Origin of the sequence: Rhodococcus sp. 14-2470-1b (assembly GCF_002259415.1) — a bacterium.
Taxonomy (GTDB): domain Bacteria; phylum Actinomycetota; class Actinomycetes; order Mycobacteriales; family Mycobacteriaceae; genus Rhodococcoides.
The window spans coordinates 69,923-88,505 of sequence record NZ_NPFY01000025.1; the positions used below are offsets into that span (position 1 = coordinate 69,923).

Genomic DNA, 18,583 nt, shown 5'->3' on the forward strand with positions numbered 1-18,583 from the left:
TCGTTGAGAAAGAAGTTGTGGCGAGTGGCGGTCGGCCTCGTTGTCGGCGTGCTCGCCGTTGTCCTCGCGTCGGCGGCATGGGTGGCGACCGTGTCCTTCGGGCGGGTGCACGACGCCGCCGACGCACCTGCCGCGCCGGTGGTCATCGTCCTCGGATCCCAGGTGCGCGACGGCAAGCCGATGAAGTACCTGGAAGGTCGGCTCGACGCTGCTGTGTCGCTGTTCGAGTCCGGTCGAGCCCGCGCGGTTCTGGTCTCCGGTGATGCGAACGGTCGGTCCGGCAACGAAATCGCTGCCATGATCGAATATCTCGTCGACGCCGGAATCCCGTCCGACAAGATCGTCGGCGACGATTACGGCCTCGACACCTACGACACCTGCTGGCGCGCCGCGACAACCTTCGGGGTCGAGAAGGCACTCGTCGTCAGTCAAGGCTTGCACGTGACCAGAGCTGTCGCGCTGTGCCGGGACGCAGGCATCGACGTCGACGGGGTGGACGCAGAATGCGAATGCAACCGACTCGCGGTGCTACGCAACTTCGGTCGCGAATGGCTCGCACGGCCCAAAGCCGTGCTGGACCTACTGTCCGGACGCGAGCCTGCCGTCGTGAGCCCCGCCACCGACGAATTGACGGTCGCGACGCGTTGACGACAAAATCTCCCCGCGCCCGAGAGTGATGGTGACATCCGCGCGATCCGCGTCGTCGGCGTCGTGAGTGGCCATGACCACCACAGCGCCGCGGGCCGCCTCGTCGTCGACGACGCTGTTGATGATCTCGCGGGCCTCCGCGTCGAGACCCGTCGTCGGCTCGTCCAGAAGAACCAGATCTCCATGCTCGACGAGCGCCTGCGCCAGCAGCGCCCGCTGACGCTGCCCACCGGACAACTCCGCCAACCGTCGTGAACGGAGATCGGTCAGTTTGAGTCGATCGATGGCCTCGTCGACGGCACGGCGGTCTGCGGCGCTGGCCCGACCAAGGATTCCGCGACGTGGCCACGTCCCCATCGCAACGACCTCGCCGACGGTGACAGCCATCCGATCGTTGACGTCACTGCGCTGCGGAACGTAACTGATACGTCTGTGTCGAATGTCGACCGCACCCGACGCGGGCTCGACGATGCCTGCAAGAGATTGCAACACCGTCGATTTGCCGGAACCGTTGTGACCGACGAGAGCGGTGACGGTGCCGGGCTCGAACGACGCACTGACGTCGTGGAGGGCAACGGTGTTGCCGTACCGGACGGTCAGGGATCGAACAGACACGGATTCGCTCACGACAACCATTATCGCATAGGGTTCCAGGCCGTGGACTGGCTACTCGACCCCTTCGCTGTCTCGTTCGTACAGCGCGCTCTCTGGGCAGGCATGCTTGTATCGATACTGTGCGCGCTCGTCGGAACATGGGTCGTGTTGCGCGGCATGGCATTTCTGAGCGATGCCGTCTCGCACGGAATGCTGCCCGGCGTCGCGATCGCGTACCTCCTCAGCGCGAACCTGCTCATCGGAGCGGCAGTGAGTGCCGTCGTCATGATCGGCGGCGTCGCCTGGGTCTCCCGCAACTCCCGACTGTCCGAGGACACCGGAATCGGACTGCTCTTCGTCGGCATGCTCGCACTCGGCGTGGTGATCGTCTCCCGCGCGCGATCCTTCGCCGTCGACCTGACATCCTTCCTCTTCGGCGACGTCCTCTCCGCCACCTACGCGGACCTGGTGTTCCTCGTCATCGCAGCCGCCGTCGCACTCGTCGTCTCCGTCGTCGCCTACCGCCCCTTCGTCGCCATGGTCTTCGACGAACGCAAAGCCCACACCTTCGGTTTCCGCCCGCGCCTCGCACACGTCGTACTCCTGGCCCTGGTGGTCCTGGCCGTCGTCGCATCCTTCCGAATCGTCGGAACACTCCTCGTCTTCGGCCTACTCGTCGCACCCTCCGCCACGGCCTACCTCTTCGGACGATCCATCGTGCAGTCGATGATCATCGCCACCCTCCTCGGCTGGTCCGCCACCATCACCGGACTCCTCGTCTCCTGGCACGCCAACACCGCCGCCGGCGCCACCATCGCCGGCCTTGCCGTACTCCAGTTCTTCCTCGTCGCCATGGGGAAATCCGTACTCTCGCGCACCCGTCCCTCGGAAGTCCCGAACGTGTCTGCGGGTGCACTTTCCCGGACCGAATGAACCGTTCGGTCAGTCTGGCTGACCGAACGTAACTTTCGCTCCGAGCGGGGTGGTGGGTGCGGACGAACGGGGCTGCACTGTTCCGGAGCGAATGAACCGTTCAGTCAGTCTGACTGACTGAACATCACGTTCGCTCCGAACCGGGGTGCACATTCGCTCCGAGCGGGGTGGTGAGTGCGGACGATCGAGTGTCCACCATCCCGGAGCGAACGACCCGTTTGGTCAGTCAGACGGACTGAACCCCACTTTCGCTCGGACTGGGGGCTCCGAAGCAGGGCTGTAGGGGTTCGACATGGGTAATGGTTTAACATAAACGACAATCGTTATCATTTCTGCTTCGAGGAGTTCTGTGTTCGCCCGTAAAACCGTTCTGACCATTGGCGTTGTTGCACTGACTGCTGCGGGGTGCGGTAGCAGCGATGATGCTGCACCTGTTGTGGAGGAAACCGGCACTGCTCGGGCGGGTAGTGACCTGGCTGCGGAGGCTGGGTCGACCGAGGTCGAGGGTCCGGAGCCTCGGCTCGTCGTCGCCGACGCCGACTCCGGGCGCATCGAGGTTCTCGATCTCGCCACCGAGGAGTCCGTCCACACGTTCGATGTCGGAAACGCGTCGAGCATCACGACCATCAACGGTCGCTATGCCGTCGCGACCGATGACGAGCATGCGCATCTGCTCGATCCCGGCTCGTGGACGATCGACCACGGCGACCACACGCATTCGTACACCAAGGATCCCGTCGACATCGGCTCGCTCGACGGTGCCGAGCCCGCGCATGTCATAGCCGGTGACCGGAAGGTGTCGGTGTTCTTCGACGGCGCCGGGCGTGCGGATGTCGTCGACTTCGATTCGTTGAGCAAGTCCGAGTCGACGGTTGCGACGACGATCGAGTCCAACGCTCATCACGGCATCGCGGTTCCGCTGTCCGATCACTTCGTGGTCTCCACCGGTGGGACGGAGGAAGACCTGCCGACGGGTCTCGAATTGCGCGACAGCTCGGGTGACGTCGTTCGTCCGCTGGACGCGGCCTGCCCGGAGATGCATGGGGAAGCGGTGTTCTCCAACTACTTCGTCGTCGCCTGCGAGGACGGCGTGCTGAAGGTGGATGCATCGGCGGATTTCGCGACGACGAAGTTTCCGTACCCGACGCCCGACGCTCGGGCATGGTCGTTCGCTCACGGTTCGCGGGGCGCACTCGTTGCCGCGCCGACGGAGACCGGGGTTCTCGTGCTCGACACGAGGTCGGGGGAGTGGGTGCAGGCCAGGACCGCCGACGAGGCGCTGTCGGCGGGAGTGTCGAGCGACGGCAAGACCGTGTTCTCCGTGCAGGCGGACGGTACGTTCCGTGTGTTCGACGCGGTGACCGGTGCCGAAACGTCGTCCACGCCCGTGGTTCGACCGACGACCGACGACGGCGACGCGCCCGAACTTCAGGTCGGCGGTACCCGCGCCTACGTCTCCGATCCCGTGGCCAGGACGGTCACCGAAATCGACTACCGCGACGGCGGTCGCGTCGCGCGAACCTTCGACTTCGACTTCACGCCCGCATCGATCGGTGTGATCGGCGCATGAAAAAGCTTCTGCTGGCGGTCCTCCCGGCCGCGCTGATTCTGGCAGGCTGCTCGGGTGCGGACTCGTCGGGCACACCGACGATCGTGGTGACCACCAACATTCTGGGCGACATCACCTCCAACATCGTCGGAGACCAGGCCGACGTGCTGGTGCTCATGCCGCCCAACTCGGATCCGCATTCGTTCGAGATCTCCGCAGCGGAGGCTGCGCGGGTGGAATCGGCGGATCTGCTGATCGCCAACGGTCTCGGGCTGGAGGAAGGCGTCGCCAAGACGATCGACGCAGCACGGGCGAACGGCACCGACATTCTCGAGGTCGGCCCCGGCGTCGACCCCATCGACTACGTCTCCGGGCAGTCGTCGGGCGCCGCGGATCCCCACATCTGGACGGACCCGGAACGTATGCGCACGGCTGTCGGGCTGATCAAGAATGCGGTGACCGAGTCACTGGACGGCGTCGACGTCGAGGCTGCCGCACAGGACTACGACGCCCAGCTCGTCGAGTTGGACGGACGCATGCAGGAGCGGTTCGCGCCGATCGTCAATCGCAAGTTGGTGACGAACCACCACGTGTTCGGTTACCTCGCAGACCGTTACGACTTCGAGGTCATCGGTGCAGTCATCCCGAGCGGCACGACGCTGGCGTCTCCGAGTGCGTCCGACCTGTCGGATCTCGCGGGTACCGTGCGCGACGCGGGCGTGCCCACCATCTTCGTCGACTCGTCCCAGCCCGACAGGCTGGCGCAGGTCATGGCGTCGGAAGCGGGAGTCGACGTCGACGTCGTGAAGCTGTTCACCGAGTCGCTGGGGGACGAGAACTCGGATGCACCGACGTATCTCGACATGATGGACTTCAACTCGACAGCCATCGCTGCGGGACTGCGCTGACCCACACCTGCGCGTGCGTGCCACGGTGCGCACACGCAGGTGAAAGTGCTTGTCACACATGCATTTGTACGCACTATAGGCTTTGACAATCATTTGCATGTACCTGTACTTCTTTGGAACATGATGAACAACCGCACCACTCGATCGCTCGGCGCCGTCGTCGCGCTGGGTACCTCGGTTGCCTTGTTGGCGGCCTGCTCCTCTTCTTCCGATTCGGCCGACAGTGCCACCAGCGAGAGCTCGGCGGCAGCTGCCCCCGTGTCCAATTCCGCTGCGACGCCGCGCTTGACGGTCAGCTACGACGGCGGCGTCCTGGTCCTCGACGCTGCCACGCTCGAGACCGTCGACGACGTCACCGGTATCGACGGCTTCACGCGACTCAACCCCGCCGGCGACGGCCGCCACGTCTTCGTCAGTGGCTCAGGTGCTTTCACCGCACTCGATGCCGGTACCTGGACCTCGGGTTCGGAGCACTTCACGTCGACGCCGGCACTCACCGACGTCAAGTTCGACGCCACCACACCCGGGCACGTCGTCCGGCACGACGGCAAGACCGTTCTGTTCGACGACGGTACCGGCAAGGTCGAGATCTTCGAATCCGCCGCGCTGCTCGAGGGCGAGAAGCCCGAGACCGACACCTACACCACGCCCGAGGCGCATCACGGTGTCGCGGTGGAACTCTCGGATGGCGCATTGCTCACCACCCTCGGAAACGAGGACGAGCGCACCGGCATTGTCGTCCTGGACGCCGACCGCAAGGAAATCGTCCGCAACGAAGAGTGCCCTGGCGTGCACGGCGAGGCTGTTGCAGCCGACGAGACCGTCGTGGTCGGCTGCCAGGACGGTCTGCTCATCTACCGTGACGGTGCCATCACCAAGGTCCAGAGCCCGGACGCATACGGCCGCATCGGCAACCAGGCCGGCGACGAGGACTCACCGGTTCTGCTCGGCGACTACAAGGTCGATCCCGACGCAGAGCTCGAGCGTCCGACCCGGGTTTCGCTGACCGACACCGTGACTGGCGAACTCACACTCGTCGACCTCGGAACCAGCTACACCTTCCGCTCGCTCGGACGCGGACCGGCAGGCGAAGCGATCGTGCTCGGCACCGACGGTGCGCTCCACGTCATCGACGTGAACAGCAAGTCCGTCACGCAGACCATCCCCGTCGTCGACGCGTGGGAAGAACCGGTCGAGTGGCAGGAGCCGCGCCCCGCGCTGTTCGTTCACGAGGGAACTGCCTTCGTCTCGGACCCGGCGAAGAACTCGATCCACGCCGTGGACCTGTCCACGGGTGAGGTCACCCAGACGGGCGAGCTCGCCCACACACCCAACGAGCTGACGGGTGTGACCGGCTAGACCCTCGTAGGCGGCAACATCGGACGAACCATGCCCGGTGTCGGTGATCGATCACCGACACCGGGCCTGTTCGTTGTCGAAAGACCCTTCCCATCCCGACGAAGTGTGTGTAACTTTGGTTACCAGCAAGCATGATTGTTTCCGAGTGGATGGGCTGCCACCAGGCGTATTGCCGGTGACGGACGGGAAGAGGATCGCATGGTTACAGTTACCGGCAAGAGCACGTCACGTGCCGGCAGGTCTACCAGGCTTCCGGTCGAGACGTACCGCGAAATGCTCGATGTTCTGTCCGAAGGTTCGGTGCGCCGCAACTTCGACCCCTACCGAGACATCGACTGGGACAGCGAAGAGTTCCAGATGTTCTCGCACGATCCCCGGTGGATACTGCCGAACTACCATCCGCTCGGCGGGACTGCGTGGTACCAGCAACTTCCGCGCGGACGGCAGATCGAGATCGGACACCACATCCAGATCAACTCGGTCAAGGTCGGTGCCGCGTTCGAGAGCATCCTCATCCGCGGAATGATGCAGTTCATCATGAAGATGCCGAACAACTCGCTCGAGTTTCGGTACTGCCTCCACGAGATCACCGAGGAGTGCAACCACATTCAGATGTTCCAGGAGTTGGTCAACCGATCCGGGGCCGACGTGCCGGGTATGCGCACCGACTTCCGCCTCGCCTCACCGACGATGGGCATGCTGGGCGCAGCATTCCCCGTCGTGTTCTTCATCGGAATCCTCGCGGGCGAAGAGCCGATCGACCACTGGCAGAAGGAAGTCATCCGGCAGGGTAAGGACGTTCCCCCGGCGATGTTGCGCACCATGGAGATCCACATCGCCGAGGAAGCGCGCCACATCTCGTTCGCGCACCACTTCCTCCGTCAGCACTACCCGAACCTCGGCAGAATCAACAAGTGGCTGGTCTCGGTGTCGACGCCGATCATCATGCGCTGGCTCGCCGGCGTGATCATGGCGCCACCGCGCAGACTGGCCGCAGACCTGGACATTCCACGTTCGGTCGTCAAAGAGGCGTACTGGGGTGGCCCGGTGGGCAGCAACCAACTGCAGTCCTACTTCGGCGACGTCCGAATGCTGGTCGACGAAATCGGCATGACCAACCGCACCGCCAAATACCTGTGGAAGAAGCTCCGTATCGACGGCTCGGTCTCCCGATTCCGCGGCGAGCCGGACCGTTCCGCACTCGACTGAGCCACCGCGTATCGCGGCGAAACATCAGAGTTTTGCTCGAGCTCGTCACGGGCCACTCGCACAATCAGCAGATGATTACCGCAGGGTGTCCATCTGGCGGTAGGAATCACCCAGGTGGTCGAGGTGCTTGCGCATCAGGTCCATCGCGCCCATGGAATCGCCGTCGGCGACGACGTCGAGAATCGCGCGATGGTCGTGGTCGACGCACGTCCAGAAACCGTCCGGGGCGTGGTCGCGGCCGAATCTGCCCGACAACACCCGGAAGACGGGTGCAGTGATCAACTCGAGCAGCGGGTTCTGGGCCGCGCGGAGCAAGACCAGGTGGAACTCCTGATTCTTGGTGAACGTCTCTGGACCCTGGGCGTCGGTGGGGTCGAAGATCGTCTCGCGTAACTGCGCGATGTGCTCGTCGGTGCGACGAAACGCGGCGATTCCCGCGGCCGGCACCTCCATCAGATTGCGCACCTCCATGAGCTGATCCACGGTCACGGTCTCCGCAGCTGCCATCAAGGCGACCCCCGTCTCCAGGTGGGCACTGATGTGCCCGACGGTGGGGGCGGAGACGAAGCTGCCGCCGGTGACTCCGCGCGTCGTTTGGATGAGATTCTGGCTGGCCAAAGATCTGAGCGCCTCGCGAATGGTGCTCCTGCCGACCCCGAACTCTGCGGTCAGCTCGGCATCCCCGGGCAGTCGTTGACCCGGTTGAAGTTCTCCCGACAGGATGCGCTCACGCAAGCGAGTGGCCAGGACTGCATACGCAGGTCCGCTTTTCGGCACCGTATCGGTCACGTCGAGGTCCTCACTGTCCGTTCGTCGCAGGGTCTGGTCGCAGGGTCTGGTCGCCGATGAGCGTAACCCGTGTGACGTGTACGTCCGGTCGAATCATCCGTTCTTTAGCGTCGGCACGCCGGATCGTACCGATGGAAGAGGCCCGTCCGGGCCTGTGCGGAGCAGAAACATCAGAGGTATTGCGTTCGCCGGGATCGGCAGGCACTATGACTCGTGTCACCTCGCATCAGTGATCCACGACACTCGCAGGGTCGAAAGAGCCTACTCAGCACCTCTCCGCTCCACAGTGGGCGCCGGCAGAAACGGAAGCTTTGATGAAACGAATTGGAGTCGATGTCGGAGGAACGTTCACCGACCTCGTGCTGTGGGACGACGACGGAACCGTCGTGGTGCACAAGACGCCGTCGACCAATCACGATCCCTCCATCGGCACCATGGACGGCATCGCCGTTCTCGCCGAACGAGCGGGGATCGATCCGTCGGAGATCGACATGTTCTTCCACGGTACGACCGTGGCGACGAACATCGTGCTCGAACACAACGGATGCGACGTCGGCATGATCACCACCGAAGGTTTCCGCGACCTTCTCCACATCGCCCGCAAGAAGCGCCCGCTCAATTACTCGAACTACCAGGACCTTCCGTGGCAGAAGTGGCAATTGGTGCCGCGCCGTAACCGACGCGTCGTGCCGGAACGCATCGATGCCGCGGGCGCCGTCCTGACTCCGCTCGACGAGGACGCCGTACGCGAGCAGGTGCGCCTGCTGAAGCAGCGCGGAGTGCAGGCGATCGCTGTCGCATTCCTGCACTCCTACCGCAACCCGACGCACGAGCAACGCGTCAAGGCGATCATCGCCGAGGAATTCCCCGATGTGTTCGTCTCCCTCTCCAGCGAGGTCGCACCGCAATACCGTGAGTACGAGCGCTTTTCGACGGCTGCGCTGAACGCATTCATCGGCCCGAAGACCTCCAAGTACATCGCGAACCTGGCCGGCAAGGCGCGGGATGCCCAGGTCGGCGAGGACGTTCACCTGATGACCTCTGCGGGCGGCCTCGTGACATCGCGCAGCGCGAGCGAGATCCCGGTGTCGCTGCTGACAAGTGGTGTCATCGCCGGTCTGCTCGGCGGATGCGCAATCGGCAAGGCGTCGGGATATCCGAGCGTCATCACCCTCGACGTCGGTGGCACCTCCGCCGACGTCGGCGTGGCACCCGACGGTGCACTGCGCATGAAACACCTGCTCGACACCCGCATCGGTGACTACCACGCCATGGTGCCGATGGCGGAGGTCGACACCATCGGTGCCGGTGGTGGATCCATCGCTGTCGTCGACGACGGTGGCATGTTCCGCGTCGGGCCGCGCAGTGCGGGAGCAGTGCCGGGTCCTGCCTGTTACGACCGCGGCGGCACCGAACCCACCTCGACCGACGCCATGGTCTCGATGGGCTGGCTGCGGGAGAACAGTTTCCTCTCCGGCACCATGGAAGTGAAGCCCGAACTCGCCCGTGAGGCCATTCAGTCCCACATCGCGGACAAGCTCGGCACCCCGCTCGACGAAGCGGCCATGGGCATCTTCAAGATTCTGGCGCACTCGATGACCGAGGCCATCAGCCTGCACTCCGTGCGCAAAGGGTATGACCCACGCGACTTCTCGCTGATCGCCGAGGGCGGCGCCGGGCCTCTGTTCGCCTGGCAGATCGCCGACCAACTCGGTATCCCTCGCGTGATCGTGCCGGGCCACCCCGGCATCACCTCGGCCGTCGGGCTTCTGACCACCGACATCCGTTACGAGGTGCCCACGACAGTGTGGACGTCGTCGGCCGACCCGGACATCGAACTGGTCGCGTCGCAGATGGAACGATTGTCCCAACAGGCAATCGCGCAACTCGAAGCCGACGGCGTTGCGGCCGAGAACATCTCGCTCGAACGTAGCGTCGACTGTCGATACGTCGGCCAGGGTTACGAACTCCGCGTCCAGGCGCCCGACGGCGCCATCGACGACGTGTGGATCAAGACCACCGCCGAGGCGTTCCACGAAGCCCACGGCCGTACCTACTCACAACGCTTCGACGACAAACCTGTTCAGCTCATCAACATCAGGGTCACCGGCGTCGGCGCGGTTCCTCACGTCCGCATCGCCGACATCGAAAAAGGCGGCGCCGACGCGTCGGCCGCGATCAAGACCACGACGCAGGCTCTTTTCTGGGCCGACGAGACAGCCAAACCCGAATGGGTGGAGACGCCGGTCTACGAGCGATCACTGCTGCTCGCCGGCAACACGTTCGACGGGCCCGCCATCGTCGAACAGTTCGACTCGACCACCATCGTCGGCATGAATCAGCGCGCAGAAGTCGACGCCGTCGGCCACATCATCATCGAGAGGAAATCCGCATGAGCAAGGCGCTGATGCCCAAGACCGGAGTGTCACTCGCCGGTGAGGCAACACGAACGTGGAACGACGTCGAGGTCGACCCGATCACGTTGCGTGTCATCGGTGGTGCACTGCAGTCCATGGCCAAGGAAATGGCGCAGGTCCTCTACCGAATGGCGTATTCGAGCCTCATCCGTGAGTCCGAGGACCTCGGCGCGGGTATCTTCGACGTCAACGGACGAGAGCTCTGCGAATCGGATTCCACACCCATGCACTGCGGTTCGATTCCCGCCTACATCCGCGGAGTCAACCGTCGGCTCGCGGGAACGTACAAGCCGGGCGATGTCATCCTGCACAATCATCCGTACCACGGGGCGGCGCACTCGCCGGACTACGGCGTGATCATCCCCATCTTCTGGCAGGGCGAGCACATCGGCTTCGCCGGCTGCACAGGTCACGTATCGGATGTCGGGGGAAACTTCCCGGGACTGTGCATGGATGTCGTCGACGTCTGGGCCGAAGGCAAACTCATGGACTCCATGAAGATCTACGAGGCCGGAGTTCGCAACGACTACCTGATCCAGCACATCCTCGACAACGTGCGCACGCCGGAGCAGAACCGCGGCGACCTCGAAGCCCTCATTGCCTGCTCTCGGATCGGGGAGAAGCGGTTCACCGAGCTACTGGAGAAGTACGGCCTCGACACCGTCATGAGTGCCGGTGAGCGGTGGATGGACTACTCGGAGAAAATGCTGCGCAACAAGATTCGGGAGATCCCCGACGGCAGCTACTCCGCTCCCATCGGCTACCTCGACGACGACGGCAAGAACCGCGGTGAACCGCTTGCGGTGGCCGTGCGAGTCCAGGTCGACGGCGAGGACATCCTCATCGATCTCACCGGGTCCAACAGTCAGGTGCCGACGGCGTTCAACGTTCCGTTCGAGGGTTCCGTTCTGCCGGTTGCGGTCTCGGCAATCCGCACGATCCTGCTCGACGAGGACGTCACCGAGGAATTCGTGCCGCAGAACGACGGGTGCTTCCGGCCAGTCAAGGCATACGCACCCGAGGGAACCATCTTCAACCCGGACTTCCCGGCGTCGTGCTTCGCTCGTTTCTCCCAGGTCAATCGAGTGTTCGACTCGATCAACCTGGCGCTTGCACCAGTACTTCCCGATCACGCCGTCGCCGGTTCGTCCGCAGCGCTGTGTGCGATCGCGTACTCCGGGATCGCGCCGGACGGCGAATCCTATTGGGTCTACATCGAAATCAACGAGGGATCCTACGGCGGCCGGAACGGCAAGGACGGGATGGATGCCGTCGACGCGTTGATGGCCAACACCCGAAACAATCCGATCGAGGAACTCGAGCTCAATCACGCGATGCGGGCTCTGCGATACGAACTGCGTGACGAGGCCCCCGCTCCCGGGCGGTGGCGCGGCGGCATCGGCAGCGTACGCAAGTGGCTCATGGAGACCGACACGTTCCTCGGCTCGGAAGCAGACAATCGCTCCGACGCCCCGGCGGGCGCGCTGGGCGGTCACAACGGTGTGTCCGGATCCTTCACCCGCAACGCCGGGACCGATCGCGAGGAAGTGCTGTACTCCAAGGTCACTCAGGAAACCATCCGGGCCGGCGACACGCTCGAGATCAAACTCCCGTCGGGCGGCGGTTTCGGAAATCCCTTCGAGCGTGACCCGTTCCAGGTGCTCAGCGACGTGTGGGACGAGTACCTGACCGAGGAAGACGCGCGCCGTGACTACGGTGTGGTCGTGAACACCGAGAACTGGACCGTCGACGAGGAAGCAACTGCGGGCCTGCGCGCCGGGAGCGCGGCCTGACCGATCTCGGCGCGGTCATCACCTGGTGTGACCGCGCCGGGTCAGGCACCGGCCCCGTGGCCGGGATGAGAATCGGCGTCAAGGACAACATCGATGTCGACGGGGTGGCCACCACGTGTGCATCGAGATTCTTCGACGGGCACGTGGCGAATCGCGACGCGGAGGTCGTCGCTCGACTGCTCGACGCGGGCGCTCGGATCACTGCGAAGCTGAACATGGCCGAGTTCGCGGTCGGCGTCACCTCGCAGAACACCGCGGCCGCCGTCCCCCGAAATCCGTGGGACACGAGCCGGGTACCCGGTGGCTCCAGCGGGGGATCGGGATCCGCGGTGGCCGCGGGACTCGTCGACGCATCACTGGGAACGGACACCGGAGGTTCGGTGCGGCTGCCGGCGTCGGCGTGCGGTGTCGTCGGACTCCGGCCGACCTGGGGAGCGATCAGCAACGACGGTGTGTTCCCGGTCAGCGAGGAGTTCGACACCGTCGGGCCGATGGCACGGACGGTCGACGGTGTTGCCCGGCTGTTCAGCGTCCTCGCCGACCACCCGGCATCGGCCGCAGCGACAACCCTGCGGATCGGTGTTCCCACCACGTTCTTCACCGACGACGTCGACAGCGGTGTCGCCGACGCCGTCCACGCTGCAACCCGAGTTCTGGAAACCCTCGGCTACGACGTCGTGCCCATCGAGATCCCGGGCGTCGCCGACGCTCAGGACATCGTCTACACGATCGTCTACTCGGACCTGGCGCACCGGCACCGAACCCGCGTGGACCGACAACCGGAACTGTTCCAGCCCGCGACACTCGAAAGAATCTCCCTCGGGCTGAGCATCTCCGATGCCCAACGGGCGGCCGCCGTCCGCGGTCGAACGGAGTATCGCACCGGACTGAGGAGGGTGTTCACGGACGTGGACGTGGTGCTCACCCCCACGATGCCGGTGGACGTTCCCCGCATCGACGGGGGAGACGACGTCGTCGCCCAGTCTCGCCGGATGGGTCAGTTCAGTTACCCCTGGTCTCTGCACGACGGTCCCACGCTTGCTGTTCCCGTCGGATTCCACTCCGTCTCGGGTATGCCGGTGGGAATGCAGCTCACCGCCGCCGCCCACCACGAACAGCACCTGTTCGACATGGGTTCGCGCTATCAGGCGGCGACGGACTGGCACACGCACTCACCCAGGTGAGCTGGAGCGTATGGTTGTAGATACTTTATGAAGTATCTACAAAGGAAGTAACCATCATGTCCGTGTTGGAAGCCCAGCGTTACGTCCATGTCGTTGCTCCGCACCGAGCGGAGACCGTGGACGAGGCACGCGCACCCGAGCCGGCGGACGACGGCGTGGTCGTGGACATCAGGTACTGCGGGATCTGCGCGACCGACACCCACGGGTACTCGTCGGCTGCCCTGCCCCCGGCTGTGTTCGGCCACGAGTGGACCGGAACGGTCTCCGCGATCGGCAAGGACGTCACGACCGTTGCTGTCGGGCAGCGGGTCGTCGGCGGAGTGGGCCCAGCATGCGGGCGGTGCCCTCAATGCACGGCAGGACACGCAGCGCACTGTGATCTGGCGTTCGCCGAGGCCAACGGAATCACCGACGACGCACCGGTGCACGGCGGATTCGGCACCACGCTGACCGTCTCGGCCCGTCGCGTGATCGCGGTGCCCGACGCGCTCACGGACGAGGAAGCCGCACTCGTGGAACCAGCGACCGTGACTTTCCATGCGGTGAAGCGGACCGCCATGACGCTCGGATCGACCGTGGTGGTGCAGGGAGCCGGGCCCATCGGCTTGCTCACGGCGCAGCACGCCCGCAACGCCGGTGCCGGCCGGGTGATCGTCTCCGAACCGTCACCGCATCGCCGCGAGCAGGCGAGTCGGCTCGGGTTCACCGACGTGGTGGAACCGGCCGACCTCGATCGCGTGCTGCGCGGAGCAACCAACGGACTCGGTGCCGACGTTCTCTTCGAATGCACCGGAGTGGCAAGTCTTCTCCAGCCGTCGGCACAGTTGGTTCGTCGGGGCGGAGTGCTGTCGCTGCTGGGCTACCCGGGAACGGACTCGCAGGTGAGCTACGGCGATTGGCAGAGTCGCGAGCTCACGGTCATCGGATCGTTGGCGTACTCCCACGAGGACTTCGTCGGGTCGATGACCGCGATCGCCGAGAAGCGACTCGATGTCGCGTCTCTGCACACCGGCACGATCGGGCTCGGGGAGTTGACCGACATGTTCGTCGAGCTGGATTCGGGACAGAGCACCCACGCGAAGGTATTGGTAGATCCCCGCCGCTAGAGCCTTGTGTGAGTGGAAATGTGTCCTCCAGGACACATTTCCACTCACCTAGGGTCAGTCGGCGCTCGTCGTCGCGCCGAGGAGGTCGCGAACCCGATTGGCGACGGTGATGAACTCCGGCTGTTCCATGGTGGAGCTGTAATCCCGCTCGGCGGGGAGGTCGACGTCGAGGATTTCGACGATCCGGCCGGGCCGCGGGCTCATCACGACGACGCGATTGGCCAGGTACACGGCCTCGGCCACGGAGTGCGTCACCAGCATCACCGTCGTTCCGGTTTCGCGCCAGATGCGATGCAACTCGACGTTCATCTTCTCTCGGGTGAGCGCGTCGAGTGCGCCGAACGGTTCGTCCATGAGCAACACTTCGGGCTCGTGCAGCAGGGCGCGGCACAGCGAGACTCGTTGCTGCATACCGCCGGACAGTTCGTGGGGGAGTGCGTTCTCGAAACCGCTGAGGCCGGTCATCTCGATCAGCTGGTCGGCTTTCGCGGCTGTCTGCTTGCGGTTCATGCCGCGCATCTCGCCCTGCAGCAGGATGTTCTTGCGGACGGTCCGCCATTCCAGAAGTGCGGCGCGCTGGAACACGTAACCGATGCCCCGCTGCGGCCCCTTCACCTGCTTGCCGCGCAGGCTCACACTGCCGGAACTCGCATTGGTCAGTCCGGCAACAACTTTGAGCAGCGTCGATTTGCCGCATCCCGACGGTCCGGCGATGGAGACGAACTCTCCTTCTCCTACCGTGAGGTCGACATCGCTGAGCGCTGTCACGTCACCTCGTTTGGAGGAGAAGCGGACGCTCAGGTCGTCGACGGCAACTGCGGTGTCGGTCAGGACGGTTTTCGGTCGATCGAAGGTGGCGGTCATGTCCCTACCTCACTGCTCGGTGGTCGTGGTGAAGGTGGAATCCCAGTACTTCGACGGCTCGTCGGCGCTCTCGAGGAGGCCGGCGTCGGAGAGAACAGTGATCGTGGATACCCAGTCCTCTTCGGAGTTGACGCCCGGTGCGTTGCCCTCGGTGTTGGGGGTGGTGAGCAGCGGGATTGTCTCCTGCCACTGCTGCAGCAACACCGACTCGGGCGGAGTCTGGGGGTCCTTGCCGACCATGGAGGCCACCGCAGCCTCGGGATTGGCGATGGCGGCTTCGAAGGATTCGGTGGTGGCGTCGACCATTGCCTGGACCAACTCAGGGGAGCGTTCGATGGTCGACTCGTTGGCGATGAGGCCGTTGCTGAAGAAGTTCAGGCCCGCGTCGGAGTACTTGAGGTACCGCATCTCGCGGCCACTCTTGTTCGCGATGTTGGGGCCCTGATCGTGTGCGAAGCCGATCAAACCGTCCACCTGGCCGGACAACATGGCGGCAACCTTGCCTGCGGAGTCGAGGCTCTGCTGGGACACCGAACTCTCCTCGACGCCGACGGCATCGAGATAGATGGGGAACGTGGTCGTCGGCGCATCGCCCGCGGAGACCGCGATGGTCTTGCCGGCGAGGTCGGCCGTGGTCTGGATGGGGCCGTCGGCGTAGACCTGGACGGCCGAGGGGGTGGTCTGCAGGAAGACGCCCACGCTCTTGATCTGTACGCCCTTGTCGATGTTGGACAGGACGGCCGCGGAGTCGGCCCAGCCGAAGTCGGTCTGGTTGGATCCCGCTGCCTGCGCGGTCTTCGTCGAGCCCTGGCCGGCGGTGATGGTCAGATCGATGCCGTGCTTGGCGAAGATCCCCTCCTGGACGCCGTAGTAGAACGGGGCGTGCTCGCCGTAGGGATACCAGTTGAGCATCAGCGATGTCGCCGTGGTTTCACCGTCGGTGCCGGGAGCCTTCTCCTCGGCACCGCCTCCGCTGCAACCGGCGAGTACGAGGGACGATGCGGCGGCCGCCGCGATGACGAGTTTTCCGAGTTTCATTCGATTTCTCCGATGTGTCAGACGGCGGACGCGGATGCAGTGGATCGACGCGACGCGTGCCAGGGGATGAGGAACTTCTCTGCGATCTCGATGATCATGAAGAGGATGATGCCGAGGGCGGACATGATGATCAGCGCCGCGAACAACATTGCGGTGTCGATGTTTCCGTTCGCCTGGAGGATGACGTAGCCGAGTCCTTCGTTGGCCCCGACGAATTCACCGACGACCGCTCCGGTGACGGCGAGTGTCGCGGCGATCTTCAGTCCGGACATCAACTGCGGCAACGACGCCGGGAACCGGACCTTGGCGAAGGTCTTCCATTTGCTGGCGCCCATCGTGGAGGTGAGTTCGAGGATCTCGGGGTCCACCGAACGCAGTCCGGCCATGCCGGCGATGACGATGGGGAAGAACGCCATCAACACGGCGACGAGGATCTTGGGGCTGGCTCCGAATCCGAGCCACACGACGAACAGTGGTGCGATGGCGATCTTGGGAATGACCTGAGCGAAGAGGATGAGTGGATACATCGTCTTCTCGATGCTCGACGAGTAGATCATCAGTACCGCAACGGCTTCGCCGACGAGCGCGGCGATCACGAATCCGGCGATGGTCTCGTACGTGGTGACCCAGGTGTGCCCGGCGAGGTACGAGGCGTTGTCCGCCATCGTCGACCAGGTGTCGCTGGGCGACGGGAGGATGTAGGGCGCGACGAGTTCCGACTCGGTCACCGCCCACCATGCTGCTACCAGCACGGCCACGAGCGCGAGCGGGCGCCACAGTCCGGACCACGTGTTTCGGAAGGAGGGCAGAATGTTCTTGAAGCTCCGTCGATGATCCGTCGGCGCAGGGTGTGTTGCCGACGGCTCAGCGGAACGGATCTCGACCGACGTTGTTACCGCCATGAGAAGTCCTCGAGCTAGTAGTGGGCGGGCTACGACGCTCCCGCTGGAATGCGCTTTCCGAAGCTGAAGCGAATGTAGTGTGACCGCGCCCACACTGTCAAGAGTTCTTAAAGTTCACCTGGTCAGAGCGCTGCTCGCACGCAACACGACGGTGCCGGGGGCGTACTCGTGCGTGTCCTGCTCCCCGTCGAGAGCGAGCTTCACCGCACGCTCACCGATCTCCACGAGCGACAGGGCGACGGTCGTCAGGCTCGGAAAGTGATCCCGCAGCGTCGGGATGTCGTCGAAACCCGCGACGCAGACATCGTCGGGCACACGAAAGCCCTGGCTGCGCCACGCCGCAATGGCGCCGATCGCCATCACGTCCGTGACGGCGAAGACGCAGGGCGGCGCGGTCTCGGAGCCTGGATGCAGTTCCAGCGCCGCGGCGAGGCGTCGGGCAGCGCTGAATCCGCCGTCCCGTGAGAAGTCGCCCGCCACTTCGATTTCCGGGGCAAAGCCGTGCCTGGCCAGGGCGTCGACGAAACCGTTTCGCCGGTCCACCGACGTGCGGATGTTGCCGGGCCCGCCGATGATCGCGAACCGTCGGTGTCCCTCGCCGATCAATGCCTCGGCGAGTGCCGCCGACGCCACGAAGTTCTCCGGTTCGACGGCTGCGCCGAACGGTAGCGGTTGACCGATGACCACCACTTTTCCGTCGTTCTTTCGATACGCAGCGAATTCCTTCTCCAGATCTCGATCCAGGTCACCGCTCTGACGCGAACCGGCCAGGATGATGGCGTCGGCGCGGTGCGAGATGAACGTGCTGACCGACTGGCGTTCGATGTCGAAATCGCGCTCGGTGCTGGCCAGGAGGACCAGCTTGCCGGCTGTGCGCGCCTCGTTCTGCACTCCGCGCACGATGGAGGAGAAGTACGGATCCGCGACGTCGTGGACCACCAGCCCGATCAGGCCGGTGGAGGACCGTGCAAGCGCTTGGGCCTGGGCATTTGCTATATAGCCGAGGTCTGCCGCGGCTGCGCGAACCCGGTCTGCGACGCCTTCTCCCGGGATTCGTGAGGAGCCGTTGAGGACTCTCGACGCGGTGGCCTGGGAAACCCCTGCCGCCGCGGCCACGTCCTGCAGTCGCACTGCCGCCATGATCGATTCTCCTCGAGTTGCCGCTTGACCAACCGACGTGGACAGCATAGCTTGGAAAGCGCATTCCGAAGCTGACTTGTTCGCTCGACGCGTGTGGAACTTTCCGCCACACCGTTTCTGGAACCTTCCCGACGGCTCAGCCCGTCCCCT

General features: G+C 64.5%; 16 protein-coding genes. 10 read left to right on the forward strand and 6 right to left on the reverse strand.

The window, feature by feature from the left end; genetic code table 11:
- Positions 1-24: 24 nt before the first annotated feature.
- Positions 25-648 carry a vancomycin high temperature exclusion protein gene (locus CH293_RS18830; RefSeq protein WP_094721116.1) on the forward strand — a complete coding sequence of 208 codons (624 nt, stop codon included), beginning with the start codon at positions 25-27 and terminating at the stop codon, positions 646-648.
- On the opposite strand, the gene aztA is transcribed toward CH293_RS18830, so the two are convergent.
- Positions 580-1,284 carry a zinc ABC transporter ATP-binding protein AztA gene (gene aztA / locus CH293_RS18835; RefSeq protein WP_020112978.1) on the reverse strand — a complete coding sequence of 235 codons (705 nt, stop codon included), beginning with the start codon at positions 1,282-1,284 and terminating at the stop codon, positions 580-582. The genes CH293_RS18830 and aztA overlap by 69 nt on opposite strands.
- 21 nt (positions 1,285-1,305) lie before the next feature.
- Between aztA and aztB the strand changes: the two genes are divergently transcribed.
- The 5 genes from aztB to CH293_RS18860 all read left to right on the forward strand — a co-directional run bounded on the left by aztB (position 1,306) and on the right by CH293_RS18860 (position 7,200).
- Complete coding sequence (gene aztB, locus CH293_RS18840; RefSeq protein ID WP_094721117.1) at positions 1,306-2,175, forward strand: zinc ABC transporter permease AztB; 870 nt, start codon at positions 1,306-1,308, stop codon at positions 2,173-2,175.
- A 349-nt stretch (positions 2,176-2,524) separates the two neighbouring features.
- The gene (locus CH293_RS18845) at positions 2,525-3,745 is read left to right on the forward strand and encodes a hypothetical protein (protein ID WP_255122911.1); all 1,221 of its coding nucleotides are present in this window, start codon (positions 2,525-2,527) and stop codon (positions 3,743-3,745) included.
- Positions 3,742-4,632, forward strand: coding sequence for a zinc ABC transporter substrate-binding protein AztC (gene aztC, locus CH293_RS18850; protein ID WP_094721119.1), 891 nt, complete (start codon positions 3,742-3,744; stop codon positions 4,630-4,632). Before CH293_RS18845 ends, aztC begins: the two co-directional genes overlap by 4 nt.
- Positions 4,633-4,752: 120 nt before the next feature.
- Positions 4,753-5,991: a zinc metallochaperone AztD gene (gene aztD / locus CH293_RS18855; RefSeq protein ID WP_094721120.1), complete on the forward strand. Its 1,239-nt coding sequence runs from the start codon at positions 4,753-4,755 to the stop codon at positions 5,989-5,991.
- Between the two features lie 198 nt (positions 5,992-6,189).
- Positions 6,190-7,200: a diiron oxygenase gene (locus tag CH293_RS18860; protein ID WP_206539348.1), complete on the forward strand. Its 1,011-nt coding sequence runs from the start codon at positions 6,190-6,192 to the stop codon at positions 7,198-7,200.
- Between the two features lie 75 nt (positions 7,201-7,275).
- On the opposite strand, the gene CH293_RS18865 is transcribed toward CH293_RS18860, so the two are convergent.
- Entirely contained in the window at positions 7,276-8,019 is a 744-nt protein-coding gene (locus CH293_RS18865) for a FadR/GntR family transcriptional regulator (protein WP_037105243.1), read from the reverse strand.
- A gap of 284 nt (positions 8,020-8,303) precedes the next feature.
- Between CH293_RS18865 and CH293_RS18870 the strand changes: the two genes are divergently transcribed.
- Genes CH293_RS18870 through CH293_RS18885 form a run of 4 tightly spaced genes read left to right on the forward strand, consistent with a single transcriptional unit; the run spans position 8,304 to position 14,489 of the window.
- Entirely contained in the window at positions 8,304-10,385 is a 2,082-nt protein-coding gene (locus CH293_RS18870; protein WP_037105248.1) for a hydantoinase/oxoprolinase family protein, read from the forward strand.
- Positions 10,382-12,199, forward strand: coding sequence for a hydantoinase B/oxoprolinase family protein (locus tag CH293_RS18875; RefSeq protein WP_037105250.1), 1,818 nt, complete (start codon positions 10,382-10,384; stop codon positions 12,197-12,199). The genes CH293_RS18870 and CH293_RS18875 overlap by 4 nt, the downstream gene beginning before the upstream one ends.
- A 17-nt stretch (positions 12,200-12,216) precedes the next feature.
- Positions 12,217-13,383, forward strand: a complete 1,167-nt coding sequence (locus CH293_RS18880) for an amidase (protein WP_255122918.1) — start codon at positions 12,217-12,219, stop codon at positions 13,381-13,383.
- A 56-nt stretch (positions 13,384-13,439) separates the two neighbouring features.
- A complete protein-coding gene (locus tag CH293_RS18885) occupies positions 13,440-14,489 on the forward strand; it encodes a zinc-binding dehydrogenase (RefSeq protein WP_094721122.1) in 1,050 nt (349 codons plus the stop codon).
- Between the two features lie 54 nt (positions 14,490-14,543).
- On the opposite strand, the gene CH293_RS18890 is transcribed toward CH293_RS18885, so the two are convergent.
- From CH293_RS18890 to CH293_RS18905, 4 genes are all read right to left on the reverse strand, one after another.
- Positions 14,544-15,353, reverse strand: a complete 810-nt coding sequence (locus CH293_RS18890; protein ID WP_094721123.1) for an ABC transporter ATP-binding protein — start codon at positions 15,351-15,353, stop codon at positions 14,544-14,546.
- Between the two features lie 9 nt (positions 15,354-15,362).
- Positions 15,363-16,391: an ABC transporter substrate-binding protein gene (locus CH293_RS18895; protein WP_019666719.1), complete on the reverse strand. Its 1,029-nt coding sequence runs from the start codon at positions 16,389-16,391 to the stop codon at positions 15,363-15,365.
- A 17-nt stretch (positions 16,392-16,408) separates the two neighbouring features.
- Positions 16,409-17,293 (reverse strand): ABC transporter permease, encoded by an 885-nt coding sequence (locus CH293_RS18900; RefSeq protein ID WP_019666718.1) that lies wholly within the window; start codon positions 17,291-17,293, stop codon positions 16,409-16,411.
- 114 nt (positions 17,294-17,407) lie between these two features.
- Positions 17,408-18,433, reverse strand: coding sequence for a LacI family DNA-binding transcriptional regulator (locus tag CH293_RS18905; protein WP_094721124.1), 1,026 nt, complete (start codon positions 18,431-18,433; stop codon positions 17,408-17,410).
- Between the last annotated feature and the right edge of the window lie 150 nt (positions 18,434-18,583).

Coding starts and splice junctions, on each gene's coding strand:
- aztA (WP_020112978.1), bottom strand. CDS start 1,284: ATGGTTGTCGTGAGCGAATCCGTGTCTGTTCGATCCCTGACCGTCCGG.
- aztC (WP_094721119.1), top strand. CDS start 3,742: ATGAAAAAGCTTCTGCTGGCGGTCCTCCCGGCCGCGCTGATTCTGGCA.
- aztD (WP_094721120.1), top strand. CDS start 4,753: ATGATGAACAACCGCACCACTCGATCGCTCGGCGCCGTCGTCGCGCTG.
- CH293_RS18860 (WP_206539348.1), top strand. CDS start 6,190: ATGGTTACAGTTACCGGCAAGAGCACGTCACGTGCCGGCAGGTCTACC.
- CH293_RS18870 (WP_037105248.1), top strand. CDS start 8,304: ATGAAACGAATTGGAGTCGATGTCGGAGGAACGTTCACCGACCTCGTG.
- CH293_RS18875 (WP_037105250.1), top strand. CDS start 10,382: ATGAGCAAGGCGCTGATGCCCAAGACCGGAGTGTCACTCGCCGGTGAG.
- CH293_RS18885 (WP_094721122.1), top strand. CDS start 13,440: ATGTCCGTGTTGGAAGCCCAGCGTTACGTCCATGTCGTTGCTCCGCAC.
- CH293_RS18890 (WP_094721123.1), bottom strand. CDS start 15,353: ATGACCGCCACCTTCGATCGACCGAAAACCGTCCTGACCGACACCGCA.
- CH293_RS18895 (WP_019666719.1), bottom strand. CDS start 16,391: ATGAAACTCGGAAAACTCGTCATCGCGGCGGCCGCCGCATCGTCCCTC.
- CH293_RS18900 (WP_019666718.1), bottom strand. CDS start 17,293: ATGGCGGTAACAACGTCGGTCGAGATCCGTTCCGCTGAGCCGTCGGCA.
- CH293_RS18905 (WP_094721124.1), bottom strand. CDS start 18,433: ATGGCGGCAGTGCGACTGCAGGACGTGGCCGCGGCGGCAGGGGTTTCC.